This is a genomic window from Streptomyces sp. NBC_00691 (assembly GCF_036226665.1).
Classification (GTDB): Bacteria; Actinomycetota; Actinomycetes; order Streptomycetales; family Streptomycetaceae; genus Streptomyces.
In genome coordinates this window covers 3,365,460-3,386,479 of the sequence record NZ_CP109007.1, presented here as the reverse complement: position 1 = coordinate 3,386,479, position 21,020 = coordinate 3,365,460, and the positions used below count along the sequence as shown (strand labels likewise).

Below are 21,020 nucleotides of genomic sequence, written 5' to 3'. Positions count from 1 at the left end.
GGGAGGGAACGGGGGAAGAACGGGGGAGTACGGCCCCGGTGCGTCCGCGCACCGGGGCCGTACCCGTCGTGCGGGCGGTCCCGCGTCGGCCACGTCACCCTCCCGGGTGGCCGCTTTCCCCCGGGCGTGTGACGGTGGCACGTCGTAGGCTGGGGGACGACCGGGCCGTACGCGCCCGGGACCACCCCGGCCCGTGCGACGTGTCGGGCTGTTCGCGTTGCCCGCCCCCGTCACCCCTCGGGATGGAAAGCTTCATGAGCCTGCACGGTCTGCTCGATGTCGTCGTCAAGGACGCGGCCCTCGCCGAGGCGGTGAAGGCCGCCGCCGACGGGAACCGTCCGCACGTGGATCTGGTCGGCCCAGCGGCCGCCCGGCCCTTCGCCGTCGCCGCGCTCGCCCGGGACTCGGGGCGGCCGGTCCTCGCGGTGACCGCGACCGGGCGGGAGGCAGAGGACCTCGCCGCCGCGCTGCGGTCCCTGCTCGACCCGGACAGGGTCGTCGAGTACCCCTCCTGGGAGACCCTGCCGCACGAGCGGCTCTCGCCCCGCTCCGACACCGTCGGCCGCCGTCTCGCCGTTCTGCGTCGGCTCGCGCACCCGCGGGACGACGACCCGGCGGCCGGTCCGGTGAGCGTCGTCGTCGCCCCCATCCGCTCCGTGCTCCAGCCGCAGGTCAAGGGCCTCGGCGACCTGGAGCCGGTGGCGCTGCGGAGCGGCGGGACGGCTGATCTCGACGAGATCGTGGAGGGTCTCGCGGCGGCCGCGTACTCCCGGGTGGAGCTCGTCGAGAAGCGCGGTGAGTTCGCCGTCCGCGGCGGCATCCTGGACGTCTTCCCGCCGACCGAGGAGCATCCGCTCCGGATCGAGTTCTGGGGCGACGACGTCGAGGAGATCCGGTACTTCAAGGTCGCCGACCAGCGGTCCCTCGAAGTGGCCGAGCACGGGCTCTGGGCGCCGCCCTGCCGCGAGCTGCTGCTCACCGCGGACGTACGGGAGCGGGCGGCGGCCCTCGCCGAGGAGCACCCCGAGCTGGGCGAGCTCCTGAACAAGATCGCGGAGGGGATCGCGGTCGAGGGCATGGAGTCCCTCGCGCCGGTCCTCGTCGACGACATGGAGCTGCTGCTCGACGTGCTGCCGACGGGCGCCATGGCCGTGGTCTGCGACCCGGAGCGGGTGCGGACCCGGGCCTCGGACCTGGTGGCGACGTCGCAGGAGTTCCTCCAGGCGTCCTGGGCGGCGACGGCCGGCGGCGGCGAGGCCCCGATCGACGTCGGCGCGGCCTCCCTGTGGGGGATCGCGGACGTCCGGGACCGGGCGCGCGAGCTGGGGATGTCCTGGTGGTCGGTGTCGCCCTTCGCGGCGGACGCGACGGCCGAGGGCGCCGACGGCGACACCCTCACGCTCGGCATGCACGCCCCGGAGTCGTACCGCGGGGACACCGCACGCGCGCTCGCCGACACCAAGGGCTGGCTGGCCGACGGCTGGCGCACGGTCTACGTCACGGAGGCCCACGGCCCCGCGACCCGTACGGTCGAGGTCCTCGGCGGCGAGGGCATCGCCGCCCGCCTGGACGCCGACCTGGCGGAGATCACCCCGTCGGTCGTGCACGTGTCGACCGGCTCCATCGACTACGGCTTCGTGGACGCGGCCCTCAAGCTCGCCGTCCTCACCGAGACCGACCTGTCCGGCCAGAAGGCGGCCGGCAAGGACGGCCAGCGGATGCCGGCCAAGCGCCGCAAGACCATCGACCCGCTGACCCTGGAGGTCGGCGACTACATCGTGCACGAGCAGCACGGTGTCGGCCGGTACGTGGAGATGGTCCAGCGGACCGTGCAGGGCGCGACCCGCGAGTACCTCCTCGTCGAGTACGCCCCCGCCAAGCGCGGCCAGCCCGGCGACCGGCTGTACATCCCGACCGACCAGCTGGAACAGGTCACCAAGTACGTGGGCGGCGAGGCGCCGACCCTGCACCGGCTCGGCGGCGCGGACTGGACGAAGACGAAGGCGCGCGCGAAGAAGGCCGTCAAGGAGATCGCGGCCGACCTCATCAAGCTGTACTCGGCGCGGATGGCCGCCCCCGGGCACGCCTTCGCCCCGGACACCCCGTGGCAGCGCGAGCTGGAGGACGCCTTCCCGTACGCGGAGACGCCCGACCAGCTGTCCACCATCGCCGAGGTGAAGGAGGACATGGAGAAGACCGTCCCCATGGACCGTCTGATCTGCGGCGACGTGGGCTACGGCAAGACGGAGATCGCGGTCCGCGCGGCCTTCAAGGCGGTCCAGGACGGCAAGCAGGTCGCGGTCCTCGTACCGACGACGCTGCTCGTGCAGCAGCACTTCGGGACCTTCTCCGAGCGGTACTCCCAGTTCCCGGTGAAGGTACGGGCACTGTCCCGCTTCCAGACCGACACGGAGGCGAAGGCGACCCTGGAGGGCATGCGGGAGGGCTCGGTCGACGTCGTCATCGGCACCCACCGGCTCTTCGCCTCCGAGACGAAGTTCAAGGACCTGGGCCTGGTCATCGTCGACGAGGAGCAGCGCTTCGGCGTCGAGCACAAGGAGCAGCTGAAGAAGCTCCGCGCCAACGTCGACGTGCTGACCATGTCGGCGACCCCGATCCCGCGCACCCTGGAGATGGCGGTGACGGGCATCCGCGAGATGTCGACGATCACCACCCCGCCGGAGGAGCGCCACCCGGTCCTCACCTTCGTCGGCCCGTACGAGGAGAAGCAGATCGGCGCCGCGATCCGGCGTGAACTCCTGCGCGAGGGACAGGTCTTCTACATCCACAACCGGGTCGACTCGATCGACCGGGCGGCGGCGCGGCTGCGCGAGATCGTCCCCGAGGCGCGGATCGCGACGGCCCACGGCCAGATGTCCGAGTCGGCCCTGGAGCAGGTCGTCGTCGACTTCTGGGAGAAGAAGTTCGACGTCCTCGTCTCGACGACGATCGTCGAGTCGGGCATCGACATCTCCAACGCCAACACCCTGATCGTCGAGCGCGGAGACAACTTCGGCCTCTCGCAGCTCCACCAGCTGCGCGGTCGCGTCGGCCGCGGCCGTGAGCGCGGCTACGCGTACTTCCTGTACCCGCCGGAGAAGCCGCTCACCGAGACGGCGCACGAGCGGCTCGCGACGATCGCCCAGCACACCGAGATGGGCGCGGGCATGTACGTGGCGATGAAGGACCTGGAGATCCGGGGCGCGGGCAATCTGCTCGGCGGCGAGCAGTCCGGGCACATCGCGGGCGTCGGCTTCGACCTGTACGTGCGGATGGTCGGCGAGGCCGTCGCGGACTACCGGGCGCAGATGGAGGGCGGGGTGGAGGAGGAGGCCCCGCTGGAGGTGAAGATCGAGCTGCCGGTCGACGCCCACATGCCGCACGACTACGCCCCCGGCGAGCGGCTCCGTCTCCAGGCCTACCGCTCGATCGCCTCGGCGAACTCGGAGGAGGACATCAGGGCGGTCCGCGAGGAACTCACCGACCGCTACGGCAAGTTGCCCGAGCCGGTCGAGAACCTGCTCCTGGTGGCGGGCCTGCGCATGCTGGCGCGCGCGTGCGGAGTCGGCGAGATCGTCCTCCAGGGCCCGAACATCCGCTTCGCCCCGGTGGAGCTGCGCGAGTCGCAGGAGCTCCGCCTCAAGCGGCTCTACCCGCGCACGGTCATCAAGCCGGCCGTCCACCAGATCCTGGTGCCGCGCCCGACGTCGGGCAGGATCGGCGGGAAGCCGGTGGTGGGACGCGAACTGCTCGGGTGGACCGGGGAGTTCCTGACGACGATCCTGGGGTCGTAAGGGGAGCGGGCCGGGGTGCGCGGGCCGGTCGCCGCGCGCCCCGGCCGGTGACTACAGCGCGTCGGGGTCGAGCGCCTCGGCCATCGCGCGGTAGCCCGCGTCGTTCGGGTGGAGGCCGTCGCCCGAGTCGTAGGCCGGGAGGATGCGGTCCGGGTCCGTCGGGTCGGCGACCGCGTGGTCGAGGTCGACGATCGCGTCGTACGCGCCCGAGGTGCGGACCCAGGTGTTGAAGGCGTCGCGCTTGGCCTCGTTGGCCGGGGTGTCGTAGAAGGAGCCCTTGACCGGGGTCAGGGTCGCGCCGATCACCGTGAGGCCCTCGGCGTGGGCCTGGCGGATCAGGGTGCGGTGGCCCTTGATCAGTTCGGCCACGGAGACGTCGGGGGTGGGCGCGGCGGGGAAGTTCACCGTGCTGCCGCCGATGTCGTTGATGCCTTCGAGGAGGACGACCGTGCGGACGCCGCGCTCGTTCAGGACGTCCTCGCGGAAGCGGGTCAGGGCCTTCTCGCCGGCCCAGGTGGTGTCGTTGACGACCTGGTTGCCCGCGATCCCGTGGTTGAGGACCGCGCGCGGGCTGCCCGCGGCGGCGAGCCGCTCGGCGAGCTCGTCCGGGTAGCGGTTGTCGGCGTCCGTCGCGGAGCCCACGCCGTCGGTGATCGAGTCGCCGAAGGTGACGATGCCGTCGCGGCGGCCGCTGTCCCGGCCGCCGGTGACCTCGACGCCCGACAGGAAGTACGAGGAGGTGCTCGTCTCCGTGAAGGCCGAGCCGGAGAGGTCCCCGCGGTGGTCGCCCTCGGCCCGGTAGGCGGTGGCGCCGGCGAACTGGTGGAAGGTGGCAGGGCCGGTCTCACCCGCCAGGTACAGGGTGACGGTCAGGGATTCGAGGGCCTTGACCGGGAAGGGCGCACCGTCGCTGAGGAGCGTGCCGCCGGCGGGGACGGTGGTGGAAGCCCGTCCGTCGAAGCGCAGGGTGCGGATCGAACCGGGCCGCACGGCGCCGTTTCCGGCGGTTCGGGCGACGGTGGCGCCGGTGACGCGCAGCGGGGTGGTGCCGTATCGGTTGCTCAGCTCGATCCGGGCCCGCGTACCGGCGGCGGTGACGCGGACGACCTGCCGCACGGTGTGGTTGTCGAAGCCCTGCTGCGACCAGTTGGGGCCGAGCGGCGCGCTCGGTGCCTGCGGGGAGGCGGCCCAGGCGCCGCGCCAGGGCGATCCGGGTGCCGCGTGGTCGGGGGTGGCGAGGGCGGTGGGGGCTAAGGCGAGGGTCGCCGTGGTGAGCAGGGCTATGGCGGTGCGACGGAGGGTGTCGGTGGTTCTCATGCTGTCCGTCAAGTGCTGACCGGCGCGGGCTATTCCCGCGGCCCGGCTCTCTCCGGTCGCTCCTCCAGCGGGGTTTGGCCGGTGAAGAGCAGACCGGTGAGCCCGCGGAAGTACTCCTCCGGGTCCCGGTCGCCGATCGCCCCCTGCACGTTCCGGGTGAGGAGCAGCGTCGCGAAGCCGTGGGCGAGCGACCAGGCCGCGATGCCCGCCGTGCGGGCGTCGGGGACGTCCGTCAGACCGGCGACGCCCGCGCGGAGTTCGGCGGAGGCGCGTTCCTTGACGGCGAGCAGGTCCGGGTCGTCGGCGCGCAGCAGCTCCGGCTGGAACATGACCTGGAAGTGGGCGGGGTGATCGACCGCGAACCGCACGTACCGCACCCCGCGTTCGCGCAGTTCGGGAGCGGAGGCGAGGGCCTCGGCGAGGAGTCCGTACCCCTCGGTCGCGAGGGCGGTGAGGAGCCCGGTGCGGTCCTTGAAGTGATGGGCGGGCGCGGCGTGCGAGACGCCCGCGCGGCGTGCGAGGTCGCGCAGGCTGAGCGCCCCGGGGCCCTCGGCGGCGATGACGTCGAGGGCGGCGTCGAGGACGGCCTGCCGCAGGCCGCCGTGGTGGTAGGAGTTCCGGCTCGTAGGCGTCATGGGAGGAGCCTAGCCGCCATCTAGTCATTGACAAGTTCAGGACGGCGGAGCACTATCTAGGCAGTGACTAGATAGTGAGCGAGTGAAGAGGAGCCCGCCGTGGAATCCGGACGCGTACGTCAGATGTGGCACCTGCTCGAACCCCTGCACGCCCTGCTGTACTACGCCCCCGAGGCCTTCGACGAGGCCGCCGCCCTCGGCTACGACACCTCCGAGCGCTGGCCCTCCTACTTCGCCTGGCGCGCCGCCCCCCTCGGCCCCGCGGGCCCTGACCGGGTGGCCGGCACCTTCTACAGCTTCAGCCCCGCGATGATCGCCCGGTACGTCCCCGCCGTCTGGGAGACCGCCGCCCCGGCCGACGTCCTCGCCGCGCGGCTCCGGGCCGTCGACCGCACCTACCGGGCCGTCCTGGGCGAGGAGTTCCTCACGAGCGCCGAACTCGCGGAGGCGGCCGCCCTCGCCCGCACCGCCGCCGACGCGGCCGCGGCGGCCGCCGGTTCCGCCGGCTCCCGTCCGCTCGCCGCCGCGAACGCCGCCCTGCCCCGACCCGAGGCCCCGCACCTGGTCCTCTGGCGGTCCGCGACGATCCTGCGCGAGCACCGCGGCGACGGTCACCTCGAAGCCCTCGTCGAGGCGGGGCTCGACCCGGTCGAGTCGCTCGTCTCCTTCGCGGCGATCGGCGCCGCGCCCGAGCCCGTCTTCGAGAGCCGCGGCTGGAGCGGCGGGGAATGGGCGGCGGCGCGCACCCGCCTCGCCGCCCGCGGCCTCCTGACCGCCGACGGCGATGCCACCGAGGCCGGCCGCACCCTGCGTGCCGAGGTCGAGCGCCGCACGGACGAACTCGCCGCCGTGCCCTGGGCCGCCCTCGGCCCGGACGGCACCGCCCGCCTCGCCGAACTCCTCGGCGGACCCTGGCTGGCGGCGATCGGCTCCGGCCTGCTGCCGTCGGAGAACACCCTGGGGATCGGCAAGGTCTGAGGGGGCGGGGAGCGGCCGGGGCCACTCCTCCTGGCGCCCCGTGCGGCCTAGAATCCCCGAATGCCTACCGAGCGGACGATCCGAACTGCCCTGGCCGCCTCGGCGCTTGCCGTCGCCGCGCTCCTCGCCACCGGCTGCTCCCCCGGGGCCGGCGGCTCCGGACCCGGTGGGGGCGGGGGAGGCGAGCCGGCCGCGCGCGGGACCGCCCTCGCGGCCGTCGAGACGCTCACCGTGAAGGGGCGGGCGCCGAAGACCGGTTACGAACGGGAGAAGTTCGGGCGCGCCTGGGTGGACGTCGACGGCAACGGCTGCGGGACCCGGGACGACATACTCAAGCGCGACCTGACCGGCGTCCGGTTCACCGACGGCCGCTGCAAGGTCGCCTCCGGAACGCTCACCGACGACCCGTACACGGGGACCACCGTCCGCTTCGTCCGCGGGAGCAGCAAGGTCGACATCGACCATGTCGTCGCGCTCTCCGACGCCTGGCAGAAGGGCGCGGGCACATGGGACGGGGAGACCCGGCGCCGGTTCGCCAACGACCCGCTCAACCTGCTCGCCGTCGACGCCTCCACCAACCGCCGCAAGTCGGACGGTGACGCGGCGACCTGGCTGCCGCCGAACAAGGGGTACCGCTGCACGTACGTGGCGCGGCAGATCGCGGTGAAGAAGAAGTACGGGGTGTGGGTGACGAGCGGCGAGCGGGACGCGATGCGGCGGGTCCTCGCCGGCTGCCCGCAGCAGAAACTTCCGTGACGCTCCCCGCGCGGGGGAAAAACTGCTGGTGCGGACGGAAAATGATCTTTACTCTGCCCGCATGGACCTGAACATATCGACCCTCGCCGAGCGCCCCGAACTGGAAGGGCCGATGTGGGGCATGAAGGACCTCTGGCCCGAGTTCATGATGTACGACCCGGTGGGCTGGGCGAACATGGGGCGGATCGCGCGTGAGCTGCCGGAGTACGTGCTCGTCGCCACCGACGCCGAGGGCAGGGTCGTCGCCCGGGGCTTCAGCGTTCCCTTCCGTCTCGACGTGGGCGGACGCCGCGAACTGCCCCCGCGCGGCTGGGACGAGGTGCTGCTCTGGGCGTTCTCCGACCTGAAGCACGGCCGGGAGGCCGACACCGTCAGCGCCATCGAGATCACGGTCGACACGAGCGCCCTGGGCCAGGGAATCTCCCCCCGCATGCTGGCCGCCATGCGGGACAACGCCAAGCTGCGCGGGTTCTCCGAGCTGGTCGCCCCGGTCCGCCCGAACGGCAAGCACCTGGAGGCCGCGGCCTCCATCCACGAGTACGCGTTCCGTACGCGGGAGGCGGACGGCCTGCCGCACGACGCGTGGCTGCGCGTCCATGTGCGCGCGGGCGGTGTCATCGAGGCGGTGGCCCCGGCCTCGATGACCGTCTCCGGCTCGGTCGAGCAGTGGCGCGCGTGGACCGGCCTCCCCTTCGACGTGGACGGCCCGGTCGAGGTCGAGGGCGGGCTCGTGCCCGTCCACTGCGTCGCCTCGCGCGGTTACGCGGTCTACGTCGAGCCCAATGTGTGGGTGCGGCACCGCATCTGACCCGTAAGGGGTCCCACCGGGGAGCGGGACCCCAGGGGTGATCTTCACGGCGGGGGATGTACCGTACGGCGTCCCCTGTCGTACACCCGTGCGCCCCGCCCCCGGCGTGCGCCTCCGTGAGAGGTCCCGCGAATCGTGAACCAGGCCGTCCGCTTGGAGAAGGGCGCGGATTCCCCGCGCTCCAAGGAGCTGCCGGGCCGGCCGGCCCGGGTCGCGCTCGCGCTGGTGCCGCCGCTGAGCCTCGGCGTCCTCGGGTTCGTCCCCTCGCTGGTGTTCGCCCTGCGACGCGGGACGCGGGGCGACCGGCTCACCGCGCTGCTGTTCACCGCGGCCTCGGTCGGCTGGTGCTTCCAGATCGCGCTGACGCCCGAGGAGACCCACGGCTTCGCGTACCTGCTCGACGTGCTGCTCCTCGCCGTCACCACCCTGGGCGCGGCGGCGCACTGCCTCACGGTGAAGAGGTCCGGGCGGTGAAGACCCGTCGCGCCTGGCGCGCCACCGAGCGGGAGGCGGCCAAGAGGGAGGCGGCGGAATCCGGGGCGGCCCGGATCCCCGGGCTGCTGGCCGCCGGCGCGGGGGCTCTGCGCGGCCGGGCCGGCTGGGCCCTCGGCTCGGTCCTGGTCCTCGCCCTCGGTCTGGTCGGCGCCTGGCTGTTCGCCGGGTCGGACGGCCCGGGCACCCCGCCCGACACCCGGGCCCGCGCCTACCAGGACTACGACGCCTGTCTGCTGACCGACGAGCGGGGCATCGTGACCGGGGCGCCGGCGGCCCCCGTCTGGGAGGGGATGCAGGCGGCCTCCCTCGACAAGCGGATCCGCGTGACGTTCGTACCGGTGATGGGCGAGAAGTCCGTGGAGAACGCCCGCCCGTTCCTCAACGGTCTGGTGCAGCGGGACTGCGAGATCGTCGTGGCCTCGGGCGCCCCGCAGGTGGCGGCCGCCGAGGCGGCGGTGGAGAAGAACCCGCAGGTCCGGTTCGTGACGGTCGGTGAGGCGGGCGCCGGGGCGGCCGGCCCGGCCCGCGACAACCTGGTCCGGGTGGCGCCCGGGGCGTCCCTGAAGGACGACATCGCGGCGACGGTGAAGCGGCTGGCCCGGGAGGGCTGACGGGGCGGAAGGCCCCTGGCGCGAGTCCTCGGGGGGAGTTGTCCGGAAGGGTTCCATCCGCCTGGCAAAGCAGGGGTAAAGTTCGGCACCCTGATGTGAACTGGTGATCTGTCATCGGGCAGGCTCGCGAAGCTTTGTAAGCATCGCGTTAGTAAAGGCTGGCCCATGCGTATACGCCGGGTCCGTAGCCCTCGCCTGTTTCCACCGGGTCGCACCGGACGACGCAGGTTGAGGGCTACGGCTCTTTCCGTACTGATCTCCCTGTTCCTCATGCTCACCACCGAGTCGGCGCTCGCCGCGGGCGTCACGCTCGAACCGGTGAAGATGCCGAGACTCTCCCTCTCCGGGCTCTGGAAGTGGGTGAGCGAGAGCCCTCTCGACACCCCTGACCAGCGCGGCGGCACGGCCCGAGGCAAGAGCCACCACGCCTCCGCCGACGACACGAGCGCGGAGGGCGACGCCGGTCGCAAGCCCGGCAAGGGCAAGGGCGAACTCCCCCTGTTCGAGCGGGAGAACGACCGCCCCGGCACCTCGAAGACCGGCGCAGCCAAGGGCTCCGCCAAGAGCTTCGACGCCCGCACCAGCAAGCGCGACGCCAGGAAGTCGACGGCGACGTCCGACTACTACGTCAACGCCGACGGCTCCACCACCGTGCGCCACTTCCCCGGCCGCGCGAACTTCCAGGGCACCGACGGCTCGTGGAAGCCGATCGACACGAGCCTGACCGAGGACGAGGACGGCCGTCTCCAGCAGACCGCCAACTCCCTCGACGTCGAGTTCGCCCCGGACGCCGCCGACCAGCGGCTCGCCTCGGTCGACTTCGGTGCCGGGCGGTCGCTCGCGTACGCGCTGCGGGGCGCGGCGAAGACGGAGCCCACCGTCGCGGCCGACGGCAGCGTCACCTACGCGGGCGTGCTGCCCGACACGGACGTGCAGCTCGTGCCGCTCGCGGAGGGCTTCAAGGAGAACATCGTCCTGCGCTCCCCGCAGGCGGCCGGCTCCTGGACGTTCCCCCTCGCGGTGAAGGGCCTGACGCCCCGCGTCGCCGCCGACGGCGACGTGGAGTTCACCGACGCGAACGGAAAGGTCACCGCGACCATCCCGCACGCGTTCATGGAGGACTCCAGGATCGACCCGCGCTCGGGCGACCCCGCCCGGTCGCGGGCCGTGACCTACGAGCTGGTCACGGTGGACGGCGAGCCGGCGCTGCGGATGACCGCGGACCGCGCCTGGCTGGACGACCCCGCCCGGGTCTACCCGGTCACCGTCGACCCGACGGTCACCGCGTCGAACTCCACGTACGCGCAGAACACCATCGGTGGTGACCACTCCACCGAGACGCAGATCAAGGTCGGCTCGTACGACTCGGGAACGAACAAGACGAACTCGTTCCTGCAGTTCTCCTCGCTGGGCACCACCCTGGCGGGCAAGCGGGTCACCGCCGCCACCCTGAACGTCTACGCGCTCTGGTCCTCCACCTGCGCGGCCCAGTCGTTCTCGGTGCACCCGATCACCCAGTCCTGGACCCCGTCCGGCGTGACCTCCTACCCGGGCCCGAGCTTCGGCGCGGCCATGGGAACGGCCACCCCCGCCCCCGGAGCCTCCTGCTCCAACAGCGGGAACTCGGCCTCGGTCGGCGTGAAGATGCCGGTCTCCCTCAACACGACGTGGTTCAACAACGTCGCCGGCGGAGCCGCGAACTACGGTCTGGCGCTCACCGCGCCGACCAACGACATGCTGCACTGGAAGAAGTTCCACTCGGACAACTCGGCGACCGCCGGCTTCCGCCCGGCCCTCGACCTGACGTACACGGCCAACACCGCGCCGCAGGTCAACGCCTCGTACCCGCCGCAGAACTTCCAGGCGAACACCCTTCAGCCGGAGCTCCTCGTCTACGCGAGCGACGCCGACAAGGGGCCGAACCCGCTGTCGTACACCTTCGAGGTCTACGACGGCACCACGCTCGTCGCCTCCTCGGGCGCTCTGACCAAGAGCAACTGGAAGATCCCGGCGGGCAAGCTCAAGTGGTCGAAGAACTACGACTGGCTGGTCGGCGTCAGCGACGGCACGACCGAGATCGTCCACTCCAGCGGCTTCACCACCGCCGTTCCCCAGCCGCCGGTCACCTCCGGCCTGGCGCAGAACACCGACGGCCACGAGTTCGACCCGTCGGACGGCAACTACACGACCGAGGACACCGACGCGGACGTTCCGGTCATCGGCCCGTCCCTGGAGATCGACCGCTCCTACAACAGCCTCGACCCGCGGCTCGACGGCGCCTTCGGCGCGGGCTGGTCGACGATCGCCGACATGAAGGCGACCGAGGTCAAGGACGGCGCCGGCACGGTCACCAGCGTGATCATCACCTACCCGGGCGGTGAGCAGGTCGCGTTCGGCCGCAACACCGACGGCACCTTCGTCCCGCCGCTGGGCCGCTACGCCCGGCTCGCGGCCGCGGTCTCCCCGGCGGTCGGCTTCACGCTGACGGACAAGGACTTCACGGAGTACGCGCTCACCCAGGCGACCGCGAAGGCCGGTACGTACGCGATCAAGGCGATCAAGGACTTCGCCGGCCGTACCGAGACGTTCGCGTACGACGCGAACAAGCGGCTGACGAAGATCACCAACGAGACCTCCAAGAGGTCCCTCACCCTCGCCTGGTCGCAGCCGGCCGGTGCCACAGCCTGGCACGTCCAGACGGTCGCCACCGACCCGTCCACCGCGGGCGACGCCGCCACCGCCCAGACCTGGCAGTACGGCTACACCGGTGACCAGCTCACCAAGGTGTGCCCGCCCGCCGACTGGACCAAGTGCACGACGTACACCTACGCCACCGGCAACCACTACCGCACCACCGTCCTGGACGCCGACCCGTTCGCGTACTGGCGGCTGGGCGAGACCTCCGGCACGCTCGCGGCCGACGCGATCGACGCCAACCAGGGCCAGTACAACGCCACGTACAGGAACGTGACGCTGGGCAGCTCCTCGGTGCTTGCCGGATCCACCCAGAAGACGGCCACCTTCAACGGCACCACGTCCTACGTGGAGATGCCGAGCGCCCCGGGGGCGACACCCTCGTACACCTCGGTGTCGCTGTGGTTCAAGACCGCACAGGCCGGCGGTGTCCTCTTCTACTACGGTGACAAGCCGCTGAGCGACGCGGACCCGGTCGCCCACACCACGAAGAACACCCCCGCGGTCTACGTCGGCATGGACGGCAAGCTGCGTGGCTGCCTGGCCATGTCGCCCGGCTGCATGTCGACCATCACGTCCACCGCGACCGTCACCGACGGCCAGTGGCACAACGCCGTCCTCACGGGCACGGCCAACACCCAGACCCTGTACCTGGACGGCGCCTCGCAGGGCTCCCTCGCGGGCACGATCAACGACTGGGTGCAGCCCTACGTCACCCTGGGCGCGGGCGTGAACACCGACGGCTGGCCGTCGATGAACCCGAACGACAAGCTCGGCCACTTCGCGGGCCAGATGGCGGAGGTCGCCATCTTCTCCGAGCCGCTCACCGCGTCCGTGATCGCCACGCAGTACCAGGCCGCCAAGCGGCCCGCCGGACTGCTGCAGTCGATCACCACCCCGACCGGCAAGACCCAGGCATCGGTCGTCTACGGCACCACCGACGACCTCGTCCTGCAGGCCACCGACGGGAACGGGGGTACGTGGAAGCTCAACCCGGCCACGATCACCGGCTCCTCACAGGTCTACCGCTCCGCGGTGATGGGCACCGCCCCGGCCGGCTACTGGCGCCTGGACGACACCCAGGCCGCGGCCCAGGCCGCGAACCAGGTCAACACCGGCTTCGGCACCTACAACAACGTCACCCAGGGCACCGAGGGCCCCTTCGGCGCCGACGACGTGACGGCGGCGACCTTCGACGGGACCGGCTCCTTCGTGGAGATCCCGTACGGCCCGCTGCACGCCAGGGCCGACCGCGCGGTCGAGCTGTGGTTCAAGACGGCCGAGCCCGGCGTGATCATGAGCGACCAGGCCCGTGCCCCCAACGACCCGCTCGGCGCGGGCTCGGACTACTCGCCGATGCTGTACGTCGGCGCGGACGGCAAGCTGCGCGGTCACTGGTGGAGCGCCAGCGGCAGCGGAACCATCGACTTCGGTTCCACCGCCACGGTCACCGACGACAAGTGGCACCACGTGGTGCTGTCGGCGGCGGGCACGACGCAGACGCTCTACCTGGACGGCGCCAAGCAGAAGGACTACACCGGCGCACCCAACAACCAGACCACCAGCCGCACCTTCATCGGTGCCGGCTTCGGCAAGGGCTGGTTCAGCTCCCCGGGTGACGTCAGCTACTTCACCGGCTCGATCGCCGAGGTCGCGGTCCACTCCAAGGGCCTGACCGAAGCCGATGTCGCCGCCCACTGGTCCGCCTACAAGGCGTCCTCCGGCGTGGCACCGGTCCGCACGGTCAAGCTGACCGACCCGACCGACAAGACGCTGACCTACGTCTACGACGCGGAGATGGGCAACCGCCTGCTCGCCGCGATCGACAGCGAGGGCAAGCGGACCACCTACGGCTACGACACCGGCGGCTTCCTCCACACCATCACGGACGCCAACGGCAACCGCTCCATCACCGGCCACGACGTGCGCGGCAACGCGGTCTCCCAGACCACCTGCCAGGACACCAAGGCCGACAAGTGCTCCACGGAGTACTCCACGTACTACCCGGACGCGACCACCGTGCTGCCGGCCATGGACCTGCGCAACGACCTCGTGCTCACCGAGCGCGACGGCCGTTCCTCGGGCCCGGCGGACGACACGTACAAGACGTCGTACGCGTACGACACCGCGGGCAACCTGCTCTCGGTGACGACGCCGCCGGTGCCGGGCCACCCCAACGGGCGGACCGCGACGACGACCTACACCACCGCCACCACCCCGGCGGCGGAGGGCGGTGCCGCCGTGGCGCCGGCCGGTCTCGTGGCGACGGTGACGACGCCCGGCGGGAAGAAGACGTCGTACACGTACTTCGCCAACGGTGACCTCGCGCAGATCACTGACGCCAACGGCGCCACGGTGAAGTTCACCTACGACAACCTCGGCCGGCAGATCTCCAAGACCGAGATCTCCGACGCCAACCCCGCCGGTCTGACGTCCTCGCAGACGTACGACAAGAACGACCAGGTCGTCACCGACACCGACCCGAAGGTCACCAACCGGGTCACCGGAGCGGTGCACCAGGCGAAGACGACGACGGCGTTCGACGCGGACGGCAACATCCTGTCCCAGACCGTCTCCGACCTCACGGGCGGCGACACGGCGCGCACGACGTCGATGACGTACGACGCGTACAACCTGATGGCGAGCAGGACGGACCCGGGCGGCGACACCACGTCGTTCGCGTACGACGCCTACGGCAACAAGGTCAAGGAGACCGACCCCGCGGGGAACGTCAACACCTACACCTTCGACGCCGAACAGCGCCCGCTCACCACCAACCTGCTCGACTACACCGGCGACCCGTACAACCCGGTTCCCGCGACGACCCTCGTCCAGGAGTCCCGGGCGTACGACCCCGCCGGCCGACTGGCCTCGATCACCGACGCCATGGGCTGGGTGACGGCGTACTCCTACACCGACGACGGTCTCGCCGCGAGCGTGGTCCGCAAGGACCCGCAGACCGGCAAGTCGTTCACGGAGCAGGCGAACACCTACGACGCCGAGGGCAACCTGATCGAGCAGGTCACCGACGACGGCCAGAAGCGCACCACCTTCGTCGTGGACGCGGCCGACCGTACGACCTCCTCGGTGTTCGACCCGAACGGGCTCGCGCGGTCGACGAAGGTCTCCTACGACCCGGACGACAACGTCGTGTCCGAGACGGAGTACGACCCGGCCACGGGCGACACCTCCACCACGGACTCGCGCTACGACCACCTGGGCAACCTCACGGGCAACACCATCCACGACGGCACCACGGCCCCGGTCTCGCGCTACAAGCTGGACGAGACGACGGGCTTCGGCCTGGCGGACTCCTCCGGTGGCAACAACACCGGCACCCACGGCACCGGGATGCACTGGAACACCGACCGGGGCGGCAGTGGCGCCTTCGACGGTGACATCAACTCCTGGGCGCAGGCCTCCGGTCCGGCCGTGAACACGGCGGGCAGCTTCACCGTCTCCGCGTGGGCCAAGCTGTCCGACCTGACCATGGGCCGCACGGTCCTGTCGCAGGACGCCGACTCGGTGTACGGCTTCGTGCTGTACTACGCGGCGAACACCGGCTGGGCGTTCGCGCGTCCCCGCTCGGACGCACTGCCCCTGGCCTACGACCGAGCGGTCTCCGCTCCGTCGGCGGCGGTCGCCGGAGCGTGGACCCACCTGGTCGGCATGTACGACGCACAGGCGTCCAAGCTGCGGCTGTACGTCAACGGCACGCTCGCGCAGGAAGTCGCCGTCGCCGGCAACTGGGAGGCGACCGGTCCGTTCCAGATCGGCCGCCACAAGATGGGCGCCGGCAACTACGACTACGAGTTCAAGGGCGGTATCGACGACGTCCAGGTCTACTCGGAGGCGCTGACCGCGGCGCAGGTCACCGCGGTCAAGGGCGGCACGCTCCCGGCCGCGGGCAGCTCGGTCCGCTCCGCCACCTGGAAGCTCGACCAGCGCGGCCTGCCGGCCTCGATGACGGACTCGGCGGGCAGCACCACCGACTACGGCTACGACGAGGCGGGGCAGCAGACCTCCGTCACGGAGCCGGCCGTCAACGCGGAGCAGAACGGCGGGACCCCGGTCTCCGTCCGTCCCGTCTCCATGACCGGCTACAACACCTTCGGTGAGGCGACGGAGTCCTCGGACCCGCTCGGCAACGTGGTGGTGACGGCCTACGACGCCGAGGGCCAGGAGTCCTCGACGTCCACGCCCGACTACCTGGCGCCGGGGGCCTCGGCCCCGGTCAAGGCCACCTCCTGGAACGAGTACAACAAGCTCGGCCAGGTCACCGCGGAGACCGACCCGCTCGGCAACCGCACGGCCTACAGCTACACGCAGCTCGGCGACCTGGCCTCGGTCACGGAACCCGGCGGCGGCACCACCAAGTACACCTACGACACCAACGGCGACCAGCTCTCGGCCACCCGGCCGAACGGCGCCCGGCAGGAGACCACCTGGGACTATCTGGAGCGGCCGCTCACGAGCACGGACATCGTGCGCCAGCCGACCCAGCGGGCGTACACGTCCATCAACGAGTACAACGCCCCCGGCGGCGAGCTGTCCCGTGAGGTCTCCCCGACCGGTGTCACCCAGTCGTACAAGTACAACTCCGCCGGCGAGGTCGTCGAGACCACCGACGGGGCCGGGAACACCTCCCGGTTCTCGTACGACATGGACGGTCAGGTCCTCACGGCCACCGACCCGGACGGCACCGCCAACCGGAACACCTACGACGGCTACGGCCAGCTCGTCAAGGTCGAGGACCTCGACGCGCAGGGCGCGGTGCTGCGGTCCAGCAGCGCCGCGTACGACCGCGGCGGCAACCCGTCCTCGCTGACGGACTACCGCGGACACACGAAGTCCTTCACGTACGACCCGACGGGTCTGGTCACGAAGCTGGTCGAGCCGGTCTCCGCGACCGAGTCGATCACCACGACGTACGGCTACGACGTGGCCGGCAACCGGACCCGCTTCACGGACGGCCGGGGCAACCCGTTCCTGACGACGTACAACACGTGGGGTCTTCCCGAGTCCGAGATCGAGCCGTCGACGCCGACTCATCCGGACCTCGCGGACCGGACGTTCACCGCGGTGTACGACAAGGGCGGCCGCCCCACGGAGATGCGCTCGCCCGGTGGCGTGACCGTCTCCTACGCGTACGACGCCAAGAGCCGTCTCGTCCGGCAGTCGGGTTCGGGTGCGGAGGCCGCCACGGTCGACCACACCTACGACTACGACGCGGACGACCGGATCACGGCCGTCGCGGGCTCCGGTGACACCAAGAACACGTTCGCCTACGACGACCGCGGCCAGCTGCTGACCGCCTCCGGCCCCTCGGGGGCCTCGTCCTTCGCCTGGAACGGCGACGGGGCGATGACCTCACGCACGGACGCCTCGGGCACGTCGACGTTCGCGTACGACACCGCCGGCCGGATCAAGACCACCAACGACGGTGCGACCGGCACGACGGCCACGTACAGCTACGGCGTCAACAACGAGGTCAAGTCGATCGACTACGGGACCGGAAAGTCGAAGCGCACCTTCGGCTACGACGCCCTGCAGCGGCTCACCAGCGACAAGCTGACGTCGCCGACGGGCAAGGACCTGGCGTCCACGACCTACGGCTGGGACGCGAACGACAACGAGACCTCCAAGATCACCACGGGGGTCGTGGGCTCCACCACCCACACGTACACGTACGACTGGGCCGACCGCCTGGCGTCCTGGAACAACGGGACGACGACGGAGGTCTACGGCTACGACGCGTCCGGCAACCGGACCCGCGTGGGCGGCGACACGTACACGTACGACGCCAGGAACCGGCTGTCCTCGGACGGCAAGAACTCCTACACCTACACCGCGCGCGGCACGATGAGCTCGGTGATGGACGAGGGAGGACGCATCACCCCGGTGAAGGCGGACGCCTTCAACCGGGTCCTCCAGGAGGGGGACCGCAGCTACACGTACGACGGGCTCGACCGCGTCCTCGAAGCCAGGGACGAGACCGGGACCGCCGTCCACACCTTCCAGTACAGCGGCGCCGGGAACGACGTCGCCTCGGACGGTGTGACCTCCTACAGCCGCAATGCCGACGACTCCCTGTTCGGCGTGAAGACGCCGGTCTCGGCCGTGCTCGCCCTGACGGACATGCACGACGACGTGGTGGCCCAGTTCACCGCGACGGGCGAGGCGCTGACCGGCTCGACGACGTACGCGCCGTTCGGCAAGGTCCTCCAGACCACCGGCATGCTCGGTGCGCTGGGCTACCAGTCGGGCTGGACCGACCCGGAGACGGCCAAGGTCAACATGGCCGCGCGCTGGTACTCGCCGGAGACCGGGCAGTTCAACAGCCGGGACACCGTCGCCAACAGCGGCGTTCCGTCCTCGATCGGGGCCAACCGTTACGCGTACGCGAACGGCAACCCGATGACGGGTGTCGACCCGACGGGCCACTGGTTCGAGTGGGCGAAGAAGGCCGTCAAGAAGGTCGCCAAGAAGGTGACCAAGACGGTCAAGTCTGCCTACAAGAAGACGAAGGCCGCGGTCAAGAAGGTCGCGAAGGTCGTCAAGAAGGCGGCCAAGGCGGTCAAGAAGGCCGTCAAGAGGGTGGTCAAGCGGGCGAAGAGAGCGGTCCGCAAGGCCGTCCGCTACGTCGCCGACAGCGTCCGAAAGGTCAAGAGATACGTCAAGCGGACGTATCACCGGGTCAAACGCGCTGTCCACAAGGTCGTCAAGCAGGTCAAGAAGACCGTGCGGAAGGTCGCCAAGGCCGTCAAACACGTCGCCAAGAAGGTGGTGAAGGCGGCCAAGAAGGTCGGCAGAGCCGTCAAGAAGGCGGCGAAGGCGACAGCCAACTTCGTGAAGCAGCACGCGGGTGCGATCGCCTCGGTGGCGACCGGCCTCGTGGTCTTCGCCGGCTGCACCGCACTGACGGCCGGTGTCGGAGCCATCGGCTGCGCGGCCCTCGCGGGCGCCGCGGCCAACGGCGTCGGCTACATGATGAGCGACGGCCCGAAGAGCGTCGGGGGCTTCCTCGGCAGCGTGGCGCTCGGCGCCGCGACCGGCGCCCTCGGTGGCGCCGTGGGCGGCCTGGCCGCCGGTGCGGCCGGGCGTCTGCTGGCCGGCGTGGGCGGCAAGATCGCCCAGGGTGCCGTCCAGGGCGCGGCGGGCGGAGCGGCGGAAGGCGCCGTCAGCTACGGCGTGTCCTGCGTCGCCAGCGAAGAGGGCTGCAGTGTCGGCGGCGCGGCCAAGGCCACCGTCACCGGCGCCGCGATCGGCGGCCTCTTCGGCGCCGCCGCGAGCAAGTTCGGCCGCAAGGGCTGCACGCCGCACAGCTTCACCGGTCTGACCGGTGTCGTCATGGCGGACGGTACGGTCAAGGCGATCTCGCAGGTCAAGGTCGGGGACTACGTCCTGACGGCCGAGCCCGGCAAGAAGACCAAGGAGAAGCACCGGGTCAAGGCGGTGATCGTCACCAAGACCGACCGGAACTACGTCGACGTCGTCGTCGCCACGAAGGCCGGTCCGAAGACGATCCAGACCACCGCGCACCACCAGTTCTACGAGGTGTCGCGCCACGCCTGGACCCAGGCGGCGGACCTCAAGGCGGGCCGGCGGCTCCAGGGCGACTCGGGCACCTCGACGGCTGTCATCGAGGTGAAGCAGTACGAGGCGCAGCGCGTCACGTACGACCTGAGCGTGGAGGGGCTGCACACCTACCACGTGGCCGCGGGGGGTGGTGGCGACGACGGTTCGGTGCTGGTGCACAACACCGACGGCGCCTGCCCGATCGGCGGCGGCCCGGACTTCGAGGCCCGTGCGCAGGAGATCCGCAAGGTCATCCACGACGGCTCGAAGGGCGGAGGCCGGCCCTTCAAGAACCAGACGGTCTCCGTCGTGCGGGCCAATACGCCGGACGGGCCGAGAGATGTCGTCTCCGCGAGCGGTGACGGCCTCACGGACGCCCAGAAGGCAGCGCTCAAGCCGAACGAGGTGGCCGCGACGAACGACCCGAGTCTGCACGCGGAAATGAACGCGCTGCAGCACATCGACAACACCCCGGGATGGTCGCTGGACAACGGTGGTGCGAGCAGGAACGTCTGCCCGTACTGCGAGAACGGCATCCGGAACGCCGGTGGTAGCTTGACAGGGCCGTCGTCCTGGAAGGGGCGCATCAACTTCATGCTCAACGGAGCCGCGAGATTCCAGTTCCGTTGGGGCCAGCGTTCTTTCAGTTTCAAGAAGTGAGGAAGTATGGCACTGCCCAGTAGTCAGGCGGCGAGAATCCGGATCGTGCGATGCGTGATCGCCCGGTTCGCGCCGATCATCGGGGCCGGCCTCTCCTCGGACTGGGAGGAGGTCGTCGCCGAGCACTCCGCTCCGGACGAACTCGGAGCGCTGCTGTCCGGCATGGCCGACCCCGGTGCCGCCGTGGGGCTCGACGAGGTCGAAGCCCTTCTGGAGTCCCTGGAGGAGCTTCTGGACCTCTTCGACGAGGAGCCCATGGGAAGCACCTACTATCCGTTCAAGGCCGCCGAGCTCATCGAGCTGCACGGTCGAATGGCCACAGGTGACCTTCCCGACGATGCTCCGGTGCCGCTGGCGGAGTGGGTCGACCGATTCGCCAAGCACGTCGACTGGCAACTCGACAAGAGCGGGATCGACCTGGGTCGGCCGGACTACTTCGCTCATCTCGAGCGGACGCTCCGGGAGTCCGGCCGGGATTCCGACGCCGACGGCGAGAGGGAATTCGCCGAACGCATCGCAGAATGCCGTGAGAAGAGTGCCGAGTACCTCTCGGCCCTGAATTCGGCGCTGCGCTGACGAACGGGGCCGCGGCTCCCGAGGAGTCGCGGCCTCTTCCTCTTCCGGTACCGGAAGGTCAGGAGAAAGCCCCACCGAACCCTTCGGTGGGGCTTTTCCGTTCCGCGGCGGGTCCTGG

General features: G+C 70.9%; 10 protein-coding genes. 8 read left to right on the top strand and 2 right to left on the bottom strand.

Going from position 1 to position 21,020, the window contains the following annotated elements; genetic code table 11:
• The first annotated feature begins 254 nt into the window (after positions 1-254).
• On the top strand, positions 255-3,794 hold the full coding sequence (mfd, locus tag OG392_RS15125; RefSeq protein WP_329279567.1) for a transcription-repair coupling factor: 3,540 nt from the start codon (positions 255-257) through the stop codon (positions 3,792-3,794).
• A 51-nt stretch (positions 3,795-3,845) separates the two neighbouring features.
• Here mfd and OG392_RS15120 read toward each other — a convergent pair whose 3' ends face one another.
• Both OG392_RS15120 and OG392_RS15115 read right to left on the bottom strand, forming a co-directional pair.
• A complete protein-coding gene (locus OG392_RS15120; RefSeq protein WP_329279565.1) occupies positions 3,846-5,111 on the bottom strand; it encodes an SGNH/GDSL hydrolase family protein in 1,266 nt (421 codons plus the stop codon).
• Positions 5,112-5,140: 29 nt separating this feature from the next.
• Positions 5,141-5,746, bottom strand: a complete 606-nt coding sequence (locus tag OG392_RS15115; RefSeq protein ID WP_329279563.1) for a TetR/AcrR family transcriptional regulator — start codon at positions 5,744-5,746, stop codon at positions 5,141-5,143.
• 123 nt (positions 5,747-5,869) lie between these two features.
• Between OG392_RS15115 and OG392_RS15110 the strand changes: the two genes are divergently transcribed.
• From OG392_RS15110 to OG392_RS15080, 7 genes are all read left to right on the top strand, one after another.
• Positions 5,870-6,724 (top strand): SCO6745 family protein, encoded by an 855-nt coding sequence (locus OG392_RS15110; RefSeq protein ID WP_329287279.1) that lies wholly within the window; start codon positions 5,870-5,872, stop codon positions 6,722-6,724.
• A gap of 60 nt (positions 6,725-6,784) precedes the next feature.
• Positions 6,785-7,480: an HNH endonuclease family protein gene (locus OG392_RS15105; RefSeq protein WP_329279561.1), complete on the top strand. Its 696-nt coding sequence runs from the start codon at positions 6,785-6,787 to the stop codon at positions 7,478-7,480.
• A 61-nt stretch (positions 7,481-7,541) separates the two neighbouring features.
• On the top strand, positions 7,542-8,288 hold the full coding sequence (locus OG392_RS15100; protein ID WP_329279559.1) for an N-acetyltransferase: 747 nt from the start codon (positions 7,542-7,544) through the stop codon (positions 8,286-8,288).
• Between the two features lie 135 nt (positions 8,289-8,423).
• Positions 8,424-8,762: a hypothetical protein gene (locus OG392_RS15095; protein ID WP_329279557.1), complete on the top strand. Its 339-nt coding sequence runs from the start codon at positions 8,424-8,426 to the stop codon at positions 8,760-8,762.
• Positions 8,759-9,394, top strand: a complete 636-nt coding sequence (locus OG392_RS15090) for a BMP family ABC transporter substrate-binding protein (protein ID WP_329279555.1) — start codon at positions 8,759-8,761, stop codon at positions 9,392-9,394. Before OG392_RS15095 ends, OG392_RS15090 begins: the two co-directional genes overlap by 4 nt.
• Before the next feature lie 270 nt (positions 9,395-9,664).
• A complete protein-coding gene (locus OG392_RS15085; RefSeq protein ID WP_329279553.1) occupies positions 9,665-20,326 on the top strand; it encodes a LamG-like jellyroll fold domain-containing protein in 10,662 nt (3,553 codons plus the stop codon).
• 54 nt (positions 20,327-20,380) lie between these two features.
• A complete protein-coding gene (locus OG392_RS15080) occupies positions 20,381-20,902 on the top strand; it encodes a hypothetical protein (RefSeq protein ID WP_329279551.1) in 522 nt (173 codons plus the stop codon).
• The last annotated feature ends 118 nt before the right edge of the window (positions 20,903-21,020 follow it).

Coding starts and splice junctions, on each gene's coding strand:
- OG392_RS15115 (WP_329279563.1), bottom strand. CDS start 5,746: ATGACGCCTACGAGCCGGAACTCCTACCACCACGGCGGCCTGCGGCAG.
- OG392_RS15085 (WP_329279553.1), top strand. CDS start 9,665: ATGCTCACCACCGAGTCGGCGCTCGCCGCGGGCGTCACGCTCGAACCG.
- OG392_RS15105 (WP_329279561.1), top strand. CDS start 6,785: ATGCCTACCGAGCGGACGATCCGAACTGCCCTGGCCGCCTCGGCGCTT.
- mfd (WP_329279567.1), top strand. CDS start 255: ATGAGCCTGCACGGTCTGCTCGATGTCGTCGTCAAGGACGCGGCCCTC.
- OG392_RS15120 (WP_329279565.1), bottom strand. CDS start 5,111: ATGAGAACCACCGACACCCTCCGTCGCACCGCCATAGCCCTGCTCACC.
- OG392_RS15100 (WP_329279559.1), top strand. CDS start 7,542: ATGGACCTGAACATATCGACCCTCGCCGAGCGCCCCGAACTGGAAGGG.
- OG392_RS15110 (WP_329287279.1), top strand. CDS start 5,870: ATGTGGCACCTGCTCGAACCCCTGCACGCCCTGCTGTACTACGCCCCC.